This is a genomic window from Pseudidiomarina terrestris, assembly GCF_030466375.1.
In the GTDB taxonomy this organism is placed as follows: Bacteria; Pseudomonadota; Gammaproteobacteria; order Enterobacterales; family Alteromonadaceae; genus Pseudidiomarina; species Pseudidiomarina terrestris.
The window spans coordinates 1,049,827-1,066,588 of sequence record NZ_JAGGJE010000001.1 but is presented as its reverse complement, the minus strand read 5'-3'; the positions used below and the strand labels follow the sequence as shown (position 1 = coordinate 1,066,588).

16 protein-coding genes are annotated in these 16,762 nt (G+C 52.8%); 6 read left to right on the top strand and 10 right to left on the bottom strand.

The window, feature by feature from the left end:
* Window positions 1–11: 11 nt before the first annotated feature.
* The gene (gene pepE, locus J6J28_RS05185; RefSeq protein WP_301720259.1) at window positions 12–746 is read left to right on the top strand and encodes a dipeptidase PepE; all 735 of its coding nucleotides are present in this window, start codon (window positions 12–14) and stop codon (window positions 744–746) included.
* On the opposite strand, the gene bioD is transcribed toward pepE, so the two are convergent.
* Genes bioD through bioB form a run of 4 tightly spaced genes read right to left on the bottom strand, consistent with a single transcriptional unit; the run spans window position 698 to window position 4,451 of the window.
* The gene (gene bioD / locus J6J28_RS05180; RefSeq protein ID WP_301720257.1) at window positions 698–1,417 is read right to left on the bottom strand and encodes a dethiobiotin synthase; all 720 of its coding nucleotides are present in this window, start codon (window positions 1,415–1,417) and stop codon (window positions 698–700) included. The genes pepE and bioD overlap by 49 nt on opposite strands.
* A 17-nt stretch (window positions 1,418–1,434) precedes the next feature.
* Window positions 1,435–2,235 carry a methyltransferase domain-containing protein gene (locus J6J28_RS05175; protein WP_301720256.1) on the bottom strand — a complete coding sequence of 267 codons (801 nt, stop codon included), beginning with the start codon at window positions 2,233–2,235 and terminating at the stop codon, window positions 1,435–1,437.
* Window positions 2,232–3,392, bottom strand: a complete 1,161-nt coding sequence (locus tag J6J28_RS05170; RefSeq protein WP_301720255.1) for an aminotransferase class I/II-fold pyridoxal phosphate-dependent enzyme — start codon at window positions 3,390–3,392, stop codon at window positions 2,232–2,234. Before J6J28_RS05170 ends, J6J28_RS05175 begins: the two co-directional genes overlap by 4 nt.
* A 12-nt stretch (window positions 3,393–3,404) precedes the next feature.
* Complete coding sequence (bioB, locus tag J6J28_RS05165; protein WP_418055164.1) at window positions 3,405–4,451, bottom strand: biotin synthase BioB; 1,047 nt, start codon at window positions 4,449–4,451, stop codon at window positions 3,405–3,407.
* A 127-nt stretch (window positions 4,452–4,578) separates the two neighbouring features.
* Between bioB and bioA the strand changes: the two genes are divergently transcribed.
* Window positions 4,579–5,859: an adenosylmethionine--8-amino-7-oxononanoate transaminase gene (bioA, locus tag J6J28_RS05160; protein WP_301720254.1), complete on the top strand. Its 1,281-nt coding sequence runs from the start codon at window positions 4,579–4,581 to the stop codon at window positions 5,857–5,859.
* A 91-nt stretch (window positions 5,860–5,950) separates the two neighbouring features.
* Window positions 5,951–7,351: an asparagine--tRNA ligase gene (gene asnS / locus J6J28_RS05155; RefSeq protein WP_301720253.1), complete on the top strand. Its 1,401-nt coding sequence runs from the start codon at window positions 5,951–5,953 to the stop codon at window positions 7,349–7,351.
* Window positions 7,352–7,374: 23 nt separating this feature from the next.
* On the opposite strand, the gene J6J28_RS05150 is transcribed toward asnS, so the two are convergent.
* Window positions 7,375–7,923 carry a nitroreductase family protein gene (locus tag J6J28_RS05150; protein WP_301720252.1) on the bottom strand — a complete coding sequence of 183 codons (549 nt, stop codon included), beginning with the start codon at window positions 7,921–7,923 and terminating at the stop codon, window positions 7,375–7,377.
* A gap of 147 nt (window positions 7,924–8,070) precedes the next feature.
* Between J6J28_RS05150 and sppA the strand changes: the two genes are divergently transcribed.
* The 3 genes from sppA to J6J28_RS05135 are packed head-to-tail and all read left to right on the top strand — an operon-like array spanning window position 8,071 to window position 12,356.
* Complete coding sequence (gene sppA / locus J6J28_RS05145) at window positions 8,071–9,918, top strand: signal peptide peptidase SppA (protein WP_301720250.1); 1,848 nt, start codon at window positions 8,071–8,073, stop codon at window positions 9,916–9,918.
* A gap of 38 nt (window positions 9,919–9,956) precedes the next feature.
* Window positions 9,957–10,973, top strand: coding sequence for an asparaginase (ansA, locus tag J6J28_RS05140; RefSeq protein ID WP_301720248.1), 1,017 nt, complete (start codon window positions 9,957–9,959; stop codon window positions 10,971–10,973).
* A 39-nt stretch (window positions 10,974–11,012) separates the two neighbouring features.
* The gene (locus tag J6J28_RS05135; RefSeq protein WP_301720247.1) at window positions 11,013–12,356 is read left to right on the top strand and encodes a sodium-dependent transporter; all 1,344 of its coding nucleotides are present in this window, start codon (window positions 11,013–11,015) and stop codon (window positions 12,354–12,356) included.
* On the opposite strand, the gene J6J28_RS05130 is transcribed toward J6J28_RS05135, so the two are convergent.
* The 5 genes from J6J28_RS05130 to tmk all read right to left on the bottom strand — a co-directional run bounded on the left by J6J28_RS05130 (window position 12,353) and on the right by tmk (window position 16,759).
* A complete protein-coding gene (locus J6J28_RS05130) occupies window positions 12,353–13,801 on the bottom strand; it encodes a bifunctional 2-methylcitrate dehydratase/aconitate hydratase (protein WP_301720246.1) in 1,449 nt (482 codons plus the stop codon). The two genes, J6J28_RS05135 and J6J28_RS05130, sit on opposite strands and share 4 nt — an antisense overlap.
* Before the next feature lie 199 nt (window positions 13,802–14,000).
* Entirely contained in the window at window positions 14,001–14,792 is a 792-nt protein-coding gene (locus J6J28_RS05125) for a TatD family hydrolase (RefSeq protein WP_301720245.1), read from the bottom strand.
* A gap of 50 nt (window positions 14,793–14,842) precedes the next feature.
* A complete protein-coding gene (locus J6J28_RS05120; protein ID WP_301720244.1) occupies window positions 14,843–15,169 on the bottom strand; it encodes a PilZ domain-containing protein in 327 nt (108 codons plus the stop codon).
* A gap of 2 nt (window positions 15,170–15,171) precedes the next feature.
* Window positions 15,172–16,125: a hypothetical protein gene (locus J6J28_RS05115; RefSeq protein WP_301720243.1), complete on the bottom strand. Its 954-nt coding sequence runs from the start codon at window positions 16,123–16,125 to the stop codon at window positions 15,172–15,174.
* 4 nt (window positions 16,126–16,129) lie between these two features.
* The gene (gene tmk / locus J6J28_RS05110) at window positions 16,130–16,759 is read right to left on the bottom strand and encodes a dTMP kinase (RefSeq protein ID WP_301720242.1); all 630 of its coding nucleotides are present in this window, start codon (window positions 16,757–16,759) and stop codon (window positions 16,130–16,132) included.
* Between the last annotated feature and the right edge of the window lie 3 nt (window positions 16,760–16,762).

The window sequence follows — 16,762 nt, the reverse complement described above, 5'->3', positions numbered from 1 at the left end:
TAGGAAAACACATGAACCAACGTAAGATCCTGCTCTGTTCCAGTTCAAAGGTTGCCGACAGCGACTATCTGGAACCAGTCATTCCGCAGCTGCTACGCCACCTGCATGAGCAACTCGACGCTCAGCAAAGTTGTGATGTTTTGTTTGTGCCCTTTGCCGGCGTAGGTATGAGCTACGATGACTACACCGCAAAGGTCGCTGCACAGCTTGAACCCCACGGCCTGCGGGTGCAGGGGTTACATCAGGTCGCCGAGCCAGCGGCAGCCATAAGTTCTGCCACAGCCATTCTTGTCGGCGGCGGCAATACCTTTCATCTGCTCGCCGAGTTACAACAACAACAGCTCGTCACGCCCCTGCAGGACGCAGTAGCAGCCGGCGTGCCTTATATTGGCTGGAGTGCAGGCTCCAACATCGCTGGTCTGTCGATCCGCACTACCAACGACATGCCCATTGTGGAGCCCGCATCGTTTAACGCGTTAGCGCTGGTGCCATTCCAGCTCAACCCTCATTATACGGACTACCAGCCGCCGGGCTTTCATGGTGAAACTCGTGACCAGCGTTTGGCAGAATTCATGGTTGTTGCACCAGAGACACCTATACTAGCGATCCGCGAAGGGACTGCCTTGCAGATCATCGAGGATCAGATGACCCTGCTTGGCAGTGAAGATGGCTTTGTTTTTCAGGGCGGGCATAAAGCTCAGCTGCCCTGTAATACCGACATCAGTTCCTGGCTGGCGGGCAAATAATCGACCGCCGAGGCCGGCCTGTCCGCCTCGGCAGTTTTCTCTAAAAAGGGGATGGAGCCCAGCAATGGTATCTGCAGCCGTCGTTTCAACCAAGCCACATTTTCTGTCTGTAACGCCATAGCTTCCGGCTGCGCCTGATTTGCAACCCACCCCAGCACCTCAATACCCCGATGCTGTAAATCAGCAATCGTCAGTAAAGTATGATTCAGGCAACCCAGCTTTAGTCCTACCACCAACACGACTTTAGCACCAATAGCTTCGACAAAATCCGCCAGCGATTCCTCGTCGTTTAACGGGACCTGCCAGCCACCGGCGCCCTCGACTAACATCAGATCGTGCGCATATGCCGCCCGCAAAGATTTAAAATGCTCGGTTAAGTCCCTTACAGTGAGTCGCTGGTTCACCTGTTCAGCAGCTAAATGTGGTGCCACCGGTGGCGCAAGGCACACAGGGTTAAGCTCGGAGTACTCCACCCCAGTCACATTCATCGCTGCTCTAAGCTGCAGGGCATCGTCATTGCGCAGCCCGTGTTCGGTAAGGGCAGCGCCAGCAGCGACGGGTTTCATCGCCAGCGTACGGTAGCCCCCCTGAGCGAGCCGCAATAGCAATGCGCTGCTGACCAGAGTTTTGCCGACATCGGTATCAGTTCCTGTTACAAAAATGCAAGTCATATTAATATTTACTCAATTTATTTGGCGCTGTGGATCAGCCCGATCTGCCAATGTAACTCAAGCTCACCGGCGGCTGTGCGGTACTGTTCCATCGCCGCTTCCAGTTGCTTGAAGCGTTCTCGCGGATAAAGTCCGCCGGCATTGCGCACGGTATAATTTGCGCCTATCCCTTTCAGCTCACGAAGCATGGCCAGGACCGAAGGGTAGCGCACGACAAAACACTGCTCCGTTAGCGCCAGCCGGCCAGCAAACTGAGCCAGCTCTGTCCGCACCTGTTGCGCGCTGTACCACTGATTGTGATGGGGCTTGCCATCGAGCTGGGCGAAACAGTCCCCCAGCGGCCACATGGAGCCGGCAAGTACGGTCGAAGCCAGAATCTGGCCTTCGGGTTGCACCACCCGCAACCATTCGTTTAATAAGCCCGCAAGGTCATTGCCCCACTGCATCGCCAGATTCGAAAAAATCGTCGTCACCGCGTTGTCACTAAGTGGTAGCTGTTCCATGTCCGCCAGCAACCACTGCCCGGCAGGAAATAAAGTCTTCGCTTGCGCCAGCATGTCCGGCGCAATATCCACACCCATATAACGCTCTGAATAACCTGCCAGAGTTGGGGCATGATGGGCCGGGCCGCAGCCAATATCGAGTAGCAGCCCCGAATGCGGACGCAACCGCTGCAGCAGTTCAGCGGCGACAAGACGCTGCAGGCGATCATGCGCTGTATAGGTTTGCGCCGCGCGACCGAATTGCTTTGCCACCCGCGTTTTATCGTACTGGCTGATCTGCTGGTGAGGATCTGAAACCACGGTGGTAGCCTTCATGCTTGCTCCCGCACCACTGCCAGTGCCTGAATCAGTTCGTTTATTTGCGCATGGGAGTGCGCTGCGGTAAGTGTGATGCGCAAACGCGCGCTGCCTTCAGGAACCGTCGGTGGCCGTATAGCGCTGCACCAGATCCCTGCGGCACGAAGTCGTTCGCTGTACTTAACGGCAGCTTCATCACTGCCAACAAGCAAAGTTTGGATAGCATGATCAGAGGGGCTAACAGGCAATTGCAATGCTGCGCAACCCTCCTGAAACTGGGCGATGGACTCGCGTAGCCGGGAGCGTAATTGTTCCCCTTCGGCACTTTGCATGACATTAATTGCGGCCTGAATGGCACGGGCCTGAGACGCCGGCATCGCCGTGGAGTAGATAAACTCCGGACAAAAGTTAATCAGATAGTCAGCAACATCCTCAGACACAGCGAGCGCTCCACCCGCGACCCCTGTTGCTTTGCCAAACGCCAGACTAACCAAAGGTAATGTGGTCTGCGAATAGACTGCGCAACAGCCAAGGCCAGCTTCACCGGTAACACCGAAGCCGTGCGCGTCATCAATGTAACCGTCGACCTGAGGCGCAGCGATCATCTGCCTGAAACCAGCATGGTCAAGTTCGTCGCCATCCATGCTGTACACGGATTCGACCACCACCAGCTGTGCTGATGATGATTTCAGGTGACGGTCCTGCAGTTGCTTGAAATTCTGATGGGGGAAGCGCCGCGTCGCCGTACCACTTTGCCGGGCGCCACTGATGAGCGAAGCATGGGACAGACGGTCCAGCCAGAGCGCGTCATAATAACCTCCCAGAGTTGCCAGAGCACCGGTATTCGCCGCGAATGCCGAGCTAAATAACAACACCCGATCGCGCTGCAGATCATGACTCAGTTGCGCTGCCAGATCAGCATGTGCCGCACTATAACCCGTCACTAATGGCGACGCTTTACTGCCCGCAAGCTCAGCATTGCGCAATGCGTCCAGCACCTGCGGGTGATGACTAAGGCCGAGGTAATCGTTGCTGGAGAAGCTAAGGTAACGTTGGCCCTGAAACAGGATCTCGGTCGCGTTCAGGGCCGTCATCGTGGTCAGCTGACGGCAACGCTGTTGCGCCCGTCGCTGCGCCAGCGCTGCTTGCAATTGTTGCTTTATCGCGGTTTGCACCGGAAACTCTCGCTAGCTGACTTCGTAGTACAGTGGGGGTTGCTCTTCTTCGGCAACCGCATCGGCAATCACCGCCTCGTGCACATCATCACTGTAACCTTCCATTTGCAGGGGTGATAAACCTAAGCGTTGGAACAGCTGTTGGTCTTTATCAGCTTCAGGATTCGCCGTTGTCAGCAATCGTTCGCCATAAAAGATCGAGTTCGCCCCGGCCATAAAACATAACGCCTGTAATTCATCGCTCATGGTTTCGCGACCCGCCGACAACCGCACAAAGGATCCCGGCATCAAAATACGGGCAATGGCGATGGTACGCACAAATTCAAACGGATCTAAATCGTCCAGGTTCGCAAAGGGCGTGCCCTCAACTTTTACCAGCATGTTCACCGGGACACTTTCCGGGTGTTTTGGCAAATTCGCCAGCTGTTGCAACAGTCCCGCCCGATCCGAGCGCGCTTCGCCCATACCGACAATACCTCCGGCACAAACTTTCATACCAGCGTCACGCACGTTGCTCAGCGTTTCTAAGCGATCGTGATACGTACGAGTGGTAATAATTTCGCCGTAAAACTCTGGCGAGGTATCCAGGTTATGGTTGTAATAGTCCAGACCAGCCTGCTCCAGCATCTTTGCCTGCTCTGCCGACAACATGCCCAGCGTCATACAGGTCTCTAACCCCAGCGCTTTGACCCCCTTCACCATTTCCAGCACATAAGGCATATCGCGAGCTTTCGGATTACGCCAGGCGGCGCCCATGCAGAACCGACTTGCGCCCTGCTCTTTGGCAGCACGTGCCTCGGCCAACACTTTGTCGACGGCGATCAGCCGCTCACGATCAACATCAGTGCGGTAGTGAGCGCTTTGCGGGCAGTACTTGCAGTCTTCCGGACAAGCACCGGTTTTAATGGAAAGTAAGGTGCTGACCTGGACTTTGTTTGGATCAAAGTTTGCCCGGTGAATTTGTTGCGCCTGAAACAGTAGGTCGTTGAAAGGAAGCTCAAATAAAGCTTCAATTTCGCTGCGCTGCCAGTCGTGGCGAACTGCTGCTGTAGAGGTCATAGGAATGCGTCCCTGGTTCTTATAAAAGTTATTTTTGTCTATTCTAAAATCTGCTCGAAGAGCATACCTTTTATCGGTACACTGTCAACATTTACACCCCTCAAAACATAACGACTGGTTACTTTTTATGCAATCTTGCGATTTACTCTTTGACCGTGAACATATCTGGCATCCCTATACCTCGCTACAGGACCCCTTGCCGGTGTTTCCAGTTCAACGCGCACAAGGCTGCGAAATCGAACTCACCGATGGCCGCCGGCTGGTGGACGGCATGTCGTCCTGGTGGGCGGCGATTCACGGTTACAATCACCCTCACCTGAATGCCGCCGCACAGGCACAACTTAATGACATGAGCCATGTGATGTTCGGTGGTCTGACCCATCAGCCTGCCGTCGATCTTTGCCGGCGCCTGGTGCGACACTCTCCTGATGGCCTCGAACGGGTGTTTCTGGCTGACTCTGGCTCGGTTTCGGTGGAAGTCGCCATAAAAATGGCCGTGCAGTACTGGTATGCCAAAGATTTACCGGGTAAAAACCGCCTCGCAACCTTACGTGGTGGTTACCACGGCGATACGTTCGCTGCGATGTCGGTCTGTGACCCCGTCAACGGCATGCATAGTCTGTTTCGTGGCAGTCTGCGCGAGCAACTGTTCGCACCGGTGCCAGAACTTACCCCCGCAGATGAGTGGAATGATGCTGCACTAGCTCCCCTGGAACAGTTGCTAAGGGAGCATCAGCACGAACTGGCAGCGCTTATCCTTGAACCGGTCGTGCAAGGCGCCGGCGGCATGCGCTTTTATCACCCCAATTACCTCAAACACGCAGCCGCTTTATGTGAGCGTTACCAGGTTCTTCTGATTGCTGATGAGATTGCCACGGGATTTGGCCGCACAGGACGCTGGTTTGCCTGTGAGCACGCCGGCATTACGCCAGATATCATGTGTGTCGGCAAAGCATTGACCGGGGGCTACATGACACAGGCGGCGGTACTTTGCACCGACGACGTCGGCAACACCATCAGTCAGGGCCCGGCCGCAGGAACCTTTATGCACGGCCCAACCTTTATGGGGAACCCGCTGGCCTGTGCAGTTGCCAATGCCAGCCTGGAACTGCTCGAAGCCGATCACTGGCGCGGACAGGTGGCCGCCATCGAAGCGCAGCTGGTTGCGGAGCTCAGCCCATTGAAACAACTGCAAAGCGTGGCTGACGTACGTTGTTTTGGAGCAATTGGGGTGGTGGAAATGGTAAGCCCGGTGAACGTTGCCGCAGTGCAGCAGCAGTTTGTCGAGGCCGGCGTGTGGATCCGTCCCTTTGGTAAATTGGTCTATCTGATGCCGCCCTTTGTGATCACCTCAGAGCAGCTGTCAAAACTCACCCATGCCATTGGCGAACTTGCCCGTAACGGGTGATTTTCCCTTGAGTCTTGGGCAAAGCAAGGTAACATAGACGTTCTTTTTTCATTTTACGGTTAATCACCTTGTACACGGAGTTTTAAGACGTATGTCCTTCGCAACAGTTGTCGATGTTTTAGCGGGTAAAGTCGCTGTTGGTGAGCAGGTTACTGTACGTGGTTGGGTTAGGACCCGCCGCGACTCGAAAGCAGGTATCTCGTTCATTAACATTCATGATGGTTCATGCTTTGATCCTATTCAGGCAGTGGTGCCGAATGAACTCGATAATTACGAAAGTGAAGTTTTAAAACTGACCACCGGCGCCAGTGTCGCCATTACCGGAACCGTCGCGGAATCAGCAGGTAAGGGACAGGCGTACGAACTGCAAGCCACTAAGGTTGAGGTATATGGGCTGGTCGAAGACCCTGACACCTATCCGATGTCGCCGAAACCGCACTCGATGGAATACCTGCGTGAGTACGCCCATTTACGCCCCCGCACCAATGTCACTGGTGCCGTCATGCGCGTGCGCAACTGTCTGGCCCAGGCCGTCCACCGGTTTTTCCACGAGCGCGGCTACATGTGGGTCTCCACACCTATCCTGACCGCTTCCGATGCCGAAGGCGCGGGTGAAATGTTCCGTGTCTCGACGCTGGATATGATGAACCTGCCACTTACTGAGCAAGGTGCGGTTGATTACAGCAAGGATTTCTTTGGCAAAGAGTCGTTCTTAACCGTCTCCGGGCAGTTGAACGTCGAAACCTTTGCTTGCGCGCTGTCCAAAGTCTATACCTTTGGTCCGACCTTCCGTGCGGAGAACTCCAACACCAGCCGTCATTTGGCAGAGTTCTGGATGGTTGAGCCTGAGCTTGCCTTTGCCGATCTGAATGATATCGCCGATCTGGCCGAAGATATGCTCAAATACTGCATCAACGCAGTTCTCGAAGAACGCGCCGATGATATGGCATTCTTTCAGCAGCGCATCGATAAAACTGTGCTGGATCGCCTTCAGCACATCGTTTCAAACAAATTTGTGCACATGGATTACAGCGAAGCCGTTGAGATCCTGCAAAACTGCGGCAAGAAATTTGACTACGCCGTTGAATGGGGCACGGATCTGCAATCTGAACATGAACGTTACCTGGCTGAAGAGCATGTCGGCGCCCCTATCGTGCTGAAGAACTATCCGAAAGATATTAAAGCTTTCTATATGCGTCAGAACGACGATGGTAAAACTGTGGCAGCGATGGATATTCTCGCCCCTGGCATTGGCGAAATCATTGGCGGTAGTGCGCGTGAAGAGCGTCTGGACCGGCTTGATGCGCGTATGCAAGAAATGGGGCTGCCCATGGAACACTACAGCTGGTACCGTGACTTACGCCGCTACGGTACCGTGCCACACGCCGGTTTTGGTCTTGGCTTTGAGCGCCTGGTGACCTACGTCACGGGAATGACCAACATTCGTGACGTCATCCCCTTCCCGCGCGCTCCGAAAAACCTCGAGTTTTAAGGCGGCCTTTACTTTATCAACGCTTAGCCATCGCTGAATTTGTCGGCGATGGCTTTGTCTGGCTTGATTGGCGTTGGTACCGCTGGCGTTCCTACATAAAGAAAACCAACGATCGCATCATCGGCTTTTGCCCCCAGCGCTTGTGCTACCTGCTTATCTTCGGCAAACCAACCGGTGCGCCAGATCGCCCCTAAATTCTGCGCAAATGCCGCCTGCTGCATCAATAAAGTGGCGCAAGCAGCACTTGCAAACTGCTCATCGCGCGGCACTTTGTCATGCACCTGATAGTCCAGCAGACAGGCAATCACCATAGGCGCGCGCAGCGGCAACTGGCTGGCCTGCACACAAGCTTCTTCAGGCAAGCCCCGGGCTTCGGCAGCAGCGCGATAGATAGCCCCAAGACGTTGCCGCGCGGCGCCCGTATAGACAATAAACCGATACGGCGTTAGCGCCATATGATCTGGCGCACGCCCCGCGGCGCGCTGCATCAGCTCAAACTGTTGCGGCGCCGGGCCCGGTTCGATCAACCGGGGCATAGAGGAACGTGTAGTGAGTAACTCAATGGCCTGCATAGTACTTCCTCGAATCAGGGGAATTTTAATGCCGCCTAGCTTAGCAAAGGATCACGCTCTGTTACATTGTGTTACTGGTGAATTCATCAAATCTTCAGTATTCTGCACCCTGACCACAAAGTATTTATCAAAAAGGACGCCTAAAAAATGAGCGGAATTGCGAACGTATTCAAGAAACTATTCGGCTTGATCAACGGGATCCGTAAGATCCTTTTGAACGTCATCTTCTTCTTCCTGCTCGGCATTCTCATTGTTGTCATGTTTGCCGGTGACGAACCTATTCTGGTTCCTGAGAATGGCGTCCTCGTGGTGCAATTACGCGGTAATCTGGTGGAGGAGAAAACCTGGGTTGATCCTATGGATTCTTTCTTCAGTGAAGCTTTTGGTAGCGACAGCACCCCGCTTGAAACCCTGTTAAGCGATGTTGTTGAGAGTATCGATAAAGCCAAAGATGACCCGCGTATCAGTGGCATTCATCTTGATCTGGCCAGCTTCACCGGCGGCGGAATGAATAAAATGAAACAAGTTGGCGAAGCCCTGACTCGGTTTCGTGAGTCCGGTAAGCCCATCTACAGTTATGGTGATTACTACTCACAGTCTCAGTACTTCCTGGCCGCCCATGGTGATAACCTCTACCTCAATCCATTAGGTTCAATGATGTTTGAAGGGGTTGGTGGCTACCAGCTGTATTTCAAAGACCTGTTAAATAAACTCAAAGTCAGCACCCACGTCTTCAAAGTAGGTGCTTATAAGTCTGCGGTCGAGCCCTACACTCGTAATGATATGTCTGAACAGGCGCGTGAAGCTTCTGCCGAACTTTATGATGCGCTGTGGACCGATTATCTGAATTCATTAAAACAACTGCGTGAGATTGACCCGCGGCTGTTGTCTGGCAGCATTGAAGACTTCAAAGCCATGTTGGCTGACAGTAACGAAGATATGGCACAGATGACCATCAACGGTGGTCTGGTCGATGAGCTGTTAACGCGCGAAGAATTTCGCAGCCAGATGATCAACCTGACTGGCCTTGACGAAGATGAGAAAAGCTGGCGTAAGATTAGCCATACCCATTATCTGGACGCACAGCTGCCGCCGCTGACTGACACCAAAGCGAAAAATGAAATTGCCATCGTTGTTGCTCGTGGCGTGATTGTCGATGGCTACCAGAAAGCTGGCTCCATTGGCGGCGACAGCACTGCTGCATTGCTGCGTAAAGCACGTCTAAACGACGCCACTAAAGCGGTAGTGTTACGCATCGATAGTCCAGGCGGTAGCGGTTTCGCCTCTGAAGTCATTCGCCAGGAAGTGCTGGAGCTGCAAAAAGCTGGTATCCCGGTTATTGCGTCGATGTCCTCAGTGGCAGCCTCAGGCGGCTACTGGATTGCTGCTCATGCAGACCAAATTTGGGCGGCACCGACCACCGTTACCGGTTCTATCGGCGTCTTCGGCATGTTCTTCACCATCGAAGATTCACTTGCGCATGTCGGTATTTACAGCGATGGCTATAAAACGACCGAAATGCCAGCAATGGACATTACCCGCCCCCTTTCCGAAGGCGCGGCGGACATCGTGCAAAGCTCAATTGATAAGTTCTATCGTGATTTTGTCAGCATGGTCGCAGAAGGTCGTGATATGAGCTATGACGAAGTTCACGAGGTTGCGCAGGGGCGCGTCTGGACTGGCGCAAAAGCTCAGGAATTAGGCTTGGTGGACCGCCTCGGTGATTTAGATGAAGCCATTGCTGCAGCCGCGGAACTTGCCAATATCAGTGACTATAAAACAGTGACCGTGCAACCTGAGCTCAATGCCCGCGAGCGCTTCTTGCGCGATCTGTTTGGCGAAGCGCAAGTTTTCTTGCCTGTCGGCGAGTCTCAACGTACCATCGACCCCATGAAACAACAGTTAATGGGCGTATGGCGCGAGCTGCAGTTGACTTCGAAGTTCAATGACCCTAACGGTGTCTATCTGCTTTGTGAAGTTTGCCCGATACCGTAACTGTTGCCTTAACCGACGACAGTAGGGTTGTTTAGTGCATGACTGAAAATCGTAAACGCATTTATGTCGCTTATACAGGCGGCACCATTGGTATGCAAAAATCGGCGCAGGGCTATGTCCCTGCGCCCGGCTTTTTGACTGAGTGTGTAAGTAAGATGCCCGAATTTTTCCGGGCGGAGATGCCACTGTTCGATGTCCAGGAATACTCCCCTTTAATGGACTCGTCGGACATGTCGCCCGCGGACTGGCAGCGGATCGCGGATGACATTCAGAATCACTATGCCGATTACGATGGTTTCGTTATTTTGCATGGCACTGACACCATGGCCTATACCGCATCTGCCCTGTCTTTTATGTTTGAAAATCTGGGTAAACCGGTGATCATTACAGGCTCTCAGATCCCCCTGGCAGAATTACGTTCAGACGGGCAAACGAACTTATTAAACGCGCTCTATATCGCTGCCAACTACCCGGTTCACGAAGTTGGATTGTTTTTTAATAATCAGCTGTACCGTGGTAACCGCACAACCAAAGCTGACGCCAACGGCTTCAATGCTTTTGACTCACCTAACTTTCGCCCGTTACTTGAAGCAGGGATCCAGATCACCGTCAAAGCCGGCCGGGTCAAAGCTCTGGATCAAACACCGTTAAAGGTACGTCAGGTTACGCCTCAGCATATCGGTGTCATTACCCTCTACCCTGGTATTTCGCCGGTTTTGTTCGATCATCTGTTACAACAACCGGTGCGCGCACTTATTATGCAAAGTTATGGTGTCGGCAATGCTCCGCAAAATGAGCAATTACTGGCAAGTCTGGCCCGCGGCGTTGAGAATGGCGTGACCATTCTCAATTGTACCCAATGCTTTAAAGGTAAAGTAAATATGGGCGGCTACGCCACCGGCAATGCTTTAGCGGAAATCGGCGTCATCAGCGGCTTTGATATGACCATTGAAGCAGCGTTAACCAAGCTGCATTATTTACTTTCTCAGGATCTTTCCCAGGCTGAGCTTGAGCGCTGCCTGCAAACTGATCTTCGGGGCGAACTTTCGCCGTAACTCATACACTCAACGCATAACAATTAAAAGAATCAACTTATGGCTTCCTCTTCACCAGCATTTTCATCGCGTATTGGCTTCATCCTCGCTGCAGCAGGTTCTGCTGTGGGCGTCGGCAATATCTGGGGATTTCCAACCCAGGCCGCAAGCAACGGCGGTGGCGCATTCTTACTTGTCTATCTGTTTATGATCCTGGCGCTGGCTTATCCGATGCTCGTGGCCGAGCTAACCATAGGCAGAATGCGTCAACAAAACCCCGTTGAAGCACTGCGTGCGCTCGGAGAAAAGCGTTTCTGGCGTGGCTTTGGTGCATTTACCGGGGTGGTAGCTCTTATTGTTCTGTCGCTGATTCTGAGCTTCTATGCCATTGTTTCCGGATGGTTACTGGGCTTTATGCTTGCGCCTCTGGCCGAGTTAGCCGGATACTATGCCGCTGCCGACTGGCTCACGGCCTTCAGTGTTGAACGCAACCTGATTATGATGGCACTGTTTCTGCTGCTCACCATCCACGTGGTGCGCTCAGGCGTAACTGAAGGTATCGAGCGTTGGTCAACCCGGCTCATGCCCCTCTTGTTCGTTTTGCTTATCGCCATGGTGATTTATATCCTGACTCTACCAGGCGCCACTGACGGCCTGAAAATGTATCTGACTCCTGATTTCAGCCGGGTATTTGATCCAAACCTCATTATCCGGGCCATGGGGCAGGCGTTTTTCTCACTTTCCATCGGGGCGGCGTGCATGATGACTTACGGCGCCTACCTGTCAAAGCAAGAGAACCTGCCGCGCACCGCAGGCTGGGTTGCAGGTTTAGATACCACAGTCGCCTTCCTGGCTGGACTGCTGATTTTGCCGGCAATGTTTGCAGCGCAGGAACTGGGCGTCATTATCTATGACGATGCTGGTGTTCTGCTGTCTGCAGATACCCTGGTGTTTACGGTTCTACCTGCCATGTTTGATTCTATGGGTAGTGCTGGCTTGTGGGTGGCCTTTGCGTTTTTCGCACTGATGGTGATCGCCGCAATCACTTCCTCTATTTCGATGCTGGAGGCACCGGTCAATGCCTTGCGTGAAGAGACCGGTCAACCACGTTCGCAAATGGCCTGGGTAGTGGGCTTGAGCATCGGTTTGGTGTCAGCGGTGATCATCTATAATTTTGCAAGCCTGTTCGGGCTGGTTATCACCATCACTACGGTCTATATGCAGCCGCTTTTAGGGCTCACTTTCGGGGTGCTGCTGACCTGGATTCTACGCCAGCATTTCCTGTTAAAAGCATTGCAGGAAGGCGCGCCAGAAATCCAGACGTCGCTGTTCTGGAAAATCTGGCCCTGGTACGTAAAGTTTGTTTGCCCCGTACTTATCCTGCTGGTGATCTGGCGCAGTTAAATCGTTAACCACGCCATCATTTCATGCACCGGCGTTTGCAGAAAACGCTGGTGCTGACCACAACGTTCAAGTAGGTCTGCAACACGATGTTGCGGGAATCGGGTCGCCAGATTGCTGGCGAATTTCTCTTCCAGTACTGGCAGTCCTTCCTCGCGGCGCTGGCGATGACCTATCGGGTAATGCACCTCTACCCGTTCAGTAAATGACCCATCTTTAAAGAACACCTGCAATGCATTAGCAATGGAGCGTTTATCCGGATCCAGGTAATCGCGACTATAATCAGGTTCCTCTTCCACTTTCATCTTACTGCGCAAGGTATCAATTTCCGGATGCGCGCGATGGAAACTGTCTTCATAATGATCCGCATCCAGCGCACCAAAAATAAGCGGAACAGCCACCATGTACTGTAAACAATGGTCGCGATCGGCAGGGTTCGCCAGCTGCCCTTCTTTGGCAATTATGCGGATAGCGGATTCATGGGTGGTAATCACAATTTTCTCAATCTCATCCAGTCGATGAGCGACGGATTCGTGTAGCTGCATGGCTGCTTCGCACGCCGTCTGAGCGTGGAACTCTGCGGGAAAAGACAGTTTGAACAGAATGTTTTCCATAACATAACTGCCATAGTCTTGCGGCCGCTTAAAAGGCTTATTAAAGCTGACATCGTAAAAGCCCCACTCTTTCGCAGTGAGTGCGCCCGGAACTCCCATTTCGCCGCTCATCGCTATGCCCGCCAGGCGCACAGCGCGGCTGGTCGCATCTCCGGCAGCCCAGGATTTGCGTGAGCCTGCATTGGGCGCATGGCGGTAGGTACGCAGCGACTGTCCATCGACCCAGGCGTGGGAAAGTGCCGCCAGGATCTGCTCGCGCGAACCGCCGAGTAACCAGGTCGCCACTGCTGTGGAGGCCACTTTAACCAGCACAACGTGGTCAAGACCGACGCGATTAAAACTGTTCTCTAATGCCAAAACCCCCTGAATTTCATGGGCCTTAATCATAGCCTCCAGCACAGTCTCCATGGTGAGCGGCGCGTCGCCGCGAGCGACACGTTGCTGGGAAAGATGGTCACAAAGCGCGAGGATGGCGCCCAGATTATCCGAAGGATGGCCCCACTCCGCAGCAAGCCAGGTATCGTTATAATCCAGCCACCTGACACAACAGCCAATATCCCAGGCGGCTTTAACCGGATCCAAGCGATAGGATGTGCCCGGTACCCGAGCGCCGTATGGCACTGTAGTGCCTTCAACTAAAGGTCCCAGATGTTTGATACATTCAGGGTATCGCAAAGCCAGCAGGCCGCAGCCAAGGCTATCCATAAAGCAATAGCGGGCAGTTTGCCAGGCCAGATCATTGGTGATTTCGGTGTCCAGTACGTAATCGGCTATGACTTGTAACTCGGTATCGTACTCGGGGCGATCATGCGGCGATCCTGTCGCAGTTCCCATGGCTTTACCTCCTCACTTTTGACCCCTTGCTAAACGGTCGGTAGATAAAAAAATGCTCGGGACCAATGGGATCAGTCCCGAGCTTAGGGGAATGGCTCAAGGGATTGAGCCGTGCGCTAACTCGATAAATTTCGAAAGTAAAATTTAGTTTAGCCAACAAAAATTATTTTGCTAAATTTTTTACTCAACTTTTTGAAATTTATCCGGCGACGGGCTCAACCCGGTTAAATAAGCGGAAAAAGTTTGCGGTCGTGGCTGCTGCGACTTCAGCCAGAGTCAGGCCTTTAATATCCGCCACACACTTGGCGACGTCGGCCACGTAAGCCGGCTGGTTTTGCTTTCCGCGATGCGGAACAGGCGCCAACCAGGGGCTATCGGTTTCAATTAAAAGTTTATCCAGTGGTAACCGTTTCACCACATCGCGTAGCTCTGTGGCATTGCGAAAACTGGCGATGCCGGAAATTGAAATATAAAAATCCAGATCGTCGATGGCTTGTTTTGCCATTTCATAGGATTCAGTAAAACAATGGAGCACCCCGCCACAGCGCTCAGCATGACCATCACGTAAGAGTCCAAGCGTATCTTCTCGTGCATCACGGGTATGAATGATTAAGGGCTTTTTGAACTCATTGGCAAGTTCGATGTGGTAAGCGAAGCTCGTCTGTTGCGTTTGTTTGCTCTCGCTATCATAAAAGTAATCCAGTCCGGTTTCCCCTACGGCAACAACCTCGTCCATCGCGACAAACTCGCGCAACTGCTGTTGTTCCAGCGGATGTTTGGCAATGTAAAGCGGATGTACGCCACAGGACATTGCAACTTCGGGGAAGTCTTTAACCAGCTCGCGCATCACCGGGAAATCATCGAGCGTCACGCCGATACATAGCATTTGCTGCACGCCAGCTTGCTTCGCTTGTTCGATAACTTTGGCAATCGAACCGTCGAACTCGTCGAGTTTTAATTTATCGAGATGGCAATGTGAATCGATATACACAGCGACTCCTTAACGTTGTGCGGAATAGAATCTATGAAATCTGTTAGCGGCTACATGGTCGCTGTTGGCGCGTTGGATTCACCCAGGTGACCAAGCAGTGTTTCGATGCGATTACGCAAGTGTGACTTGTCTTCCAGAAACTGCACCCCTACTCCGCGCATTTCAGCGCGCCCGGGGCGCGCAGGTGCCAACCAGACGACTTTGCCTTTCACGAGAGTTTCCTCTTTGTCTCCGGGAAGTTGCACTAGCAGCGCTAATTCATCGCCAATACTATAGGGGTCATCGGTCGCTACAAATAGCGCGCCACCTCTGATAAACGGCATAAATAACCGGCGTAATTGTTCTTCTGATTTTAAGTGAATACGCTTCGCTGCCATGCTTAGTGCAACCTCATCCAGATCTCTTGGAGTAATAGCGGGCCGTTAAGACCGCTTTGTTCTGCTAATTTTCTACGCATACCATAACATGATTTTAACCAATGATTTAAATCTGTCACCTTATAATTTTTTTCAGTTAACCAGCGCTGCAGCCTTAGCTGTTCGCCAGCGAGCTGCAAATGGTCACTGCCCAGGTTCTGCTGGACGCGAACTAACTCGCCAAGCAACTGTTCAGTTGCACTGAGCCACCCCTGGCAGCTTGCTTTATCCACTGCTGGCCATGTCGCATCACCCAGTAGTGCAGCGCTGAGCTGCTGCAACTGATTAACGGGCGCATTATCACTTTGCAGCCAGCCTAATAAGGCCAGCGGGCGTTGATGGTAACGTTTACACAGGTCGTGTTCTTTTGCGCTCAGCACCCTTTTTAACTGTTGGGCAAGCCATTGCTCAACCTGTTGTTCACTAGGCACATTAAACCGGTGTAACTGCATGCGACTGCGCAAGGTCGGTAACAAGCGACTGGTGCGCTCTGGGCTAACCACAAAGTAGGTCGCCTGCGTCGGTTCCTCCAACGTCTTAAGTAATGCATTTGCCGCAGTTACCGACATGCGTTCGGCATCTCGTAACCACACCACCTTAACGCCAGCCTGATTCGGTGTCTGTTGTAATTTACCGGTTAACTCACGAATTTGATCAACACTGATGCCTTTACCATCAATACTACCGACTTCGTAATAATCTGGATGGTTACCCGCCTTATGCAGCAAGCAACTCTTGCAAACGCCGCAAGCTTTGCGCTGAGGCTGTGTGCACAGCAGCAACTTTAGCCACTCCCGGATAAAAGCTTCGGCGCCAAGATCGGGCTGCCAGGGCACGCAGTGCGCATGACTAAGCTTACCACTGCCGTGTTCACTAACTAATTGCAACCAATTTTCGCGTAACCAAGGTAGACTCACTGTGTCATCCTCGCGCACCAAACAATGCTGATTCCAAAGCATTGATCAAAGCCTGATGCACCGCACCCATAGGTTGCTCCGCATTAATCACCTCAATACTTCGTTCCTGGGCCGCAATCTCCAGATAGCGGGCTCGGGTGCGCTCAAAAAAGGCTAATGTTTCTTGTTCAATACGGTCCAGCTCACCGCGAGCACGCGCTCGCTCGAGCCCAATCTCCGGATCGAGATCTAACAACAAGGTTAAATCTGGCGCGAAATCGCCCAGCACAAGCTTTTTCAGCGTCTGCAGCTTAGCGTCCCCTAGTTCACGGCCTCCGCCCTGATAAGCGCGGGACGATAAGTCGTGGCGATCGGCGATAACCCACTTTCCTGCTCGCAACGCAGGTTTAATCACATTCTCTACCAGCTGCACACGGCTGGCATACATCAACAGTAATTCGGTTTCAGCACTTACCTTTTCCTGCCAGTTTTGCTTGACCAAATCGCGTAAGGCTTCGGCCAATGGCGTACCTCCAGGTTCGCGTACCGTCAATGTCGCAATACTTTTGGCCTGCAGGTGACTGACCAGACTTGCGATTGCTGAACTCTTACCGGCCCCTTCCAGGCCTTCGACTACGATAAACTTTCCCTGCATGAT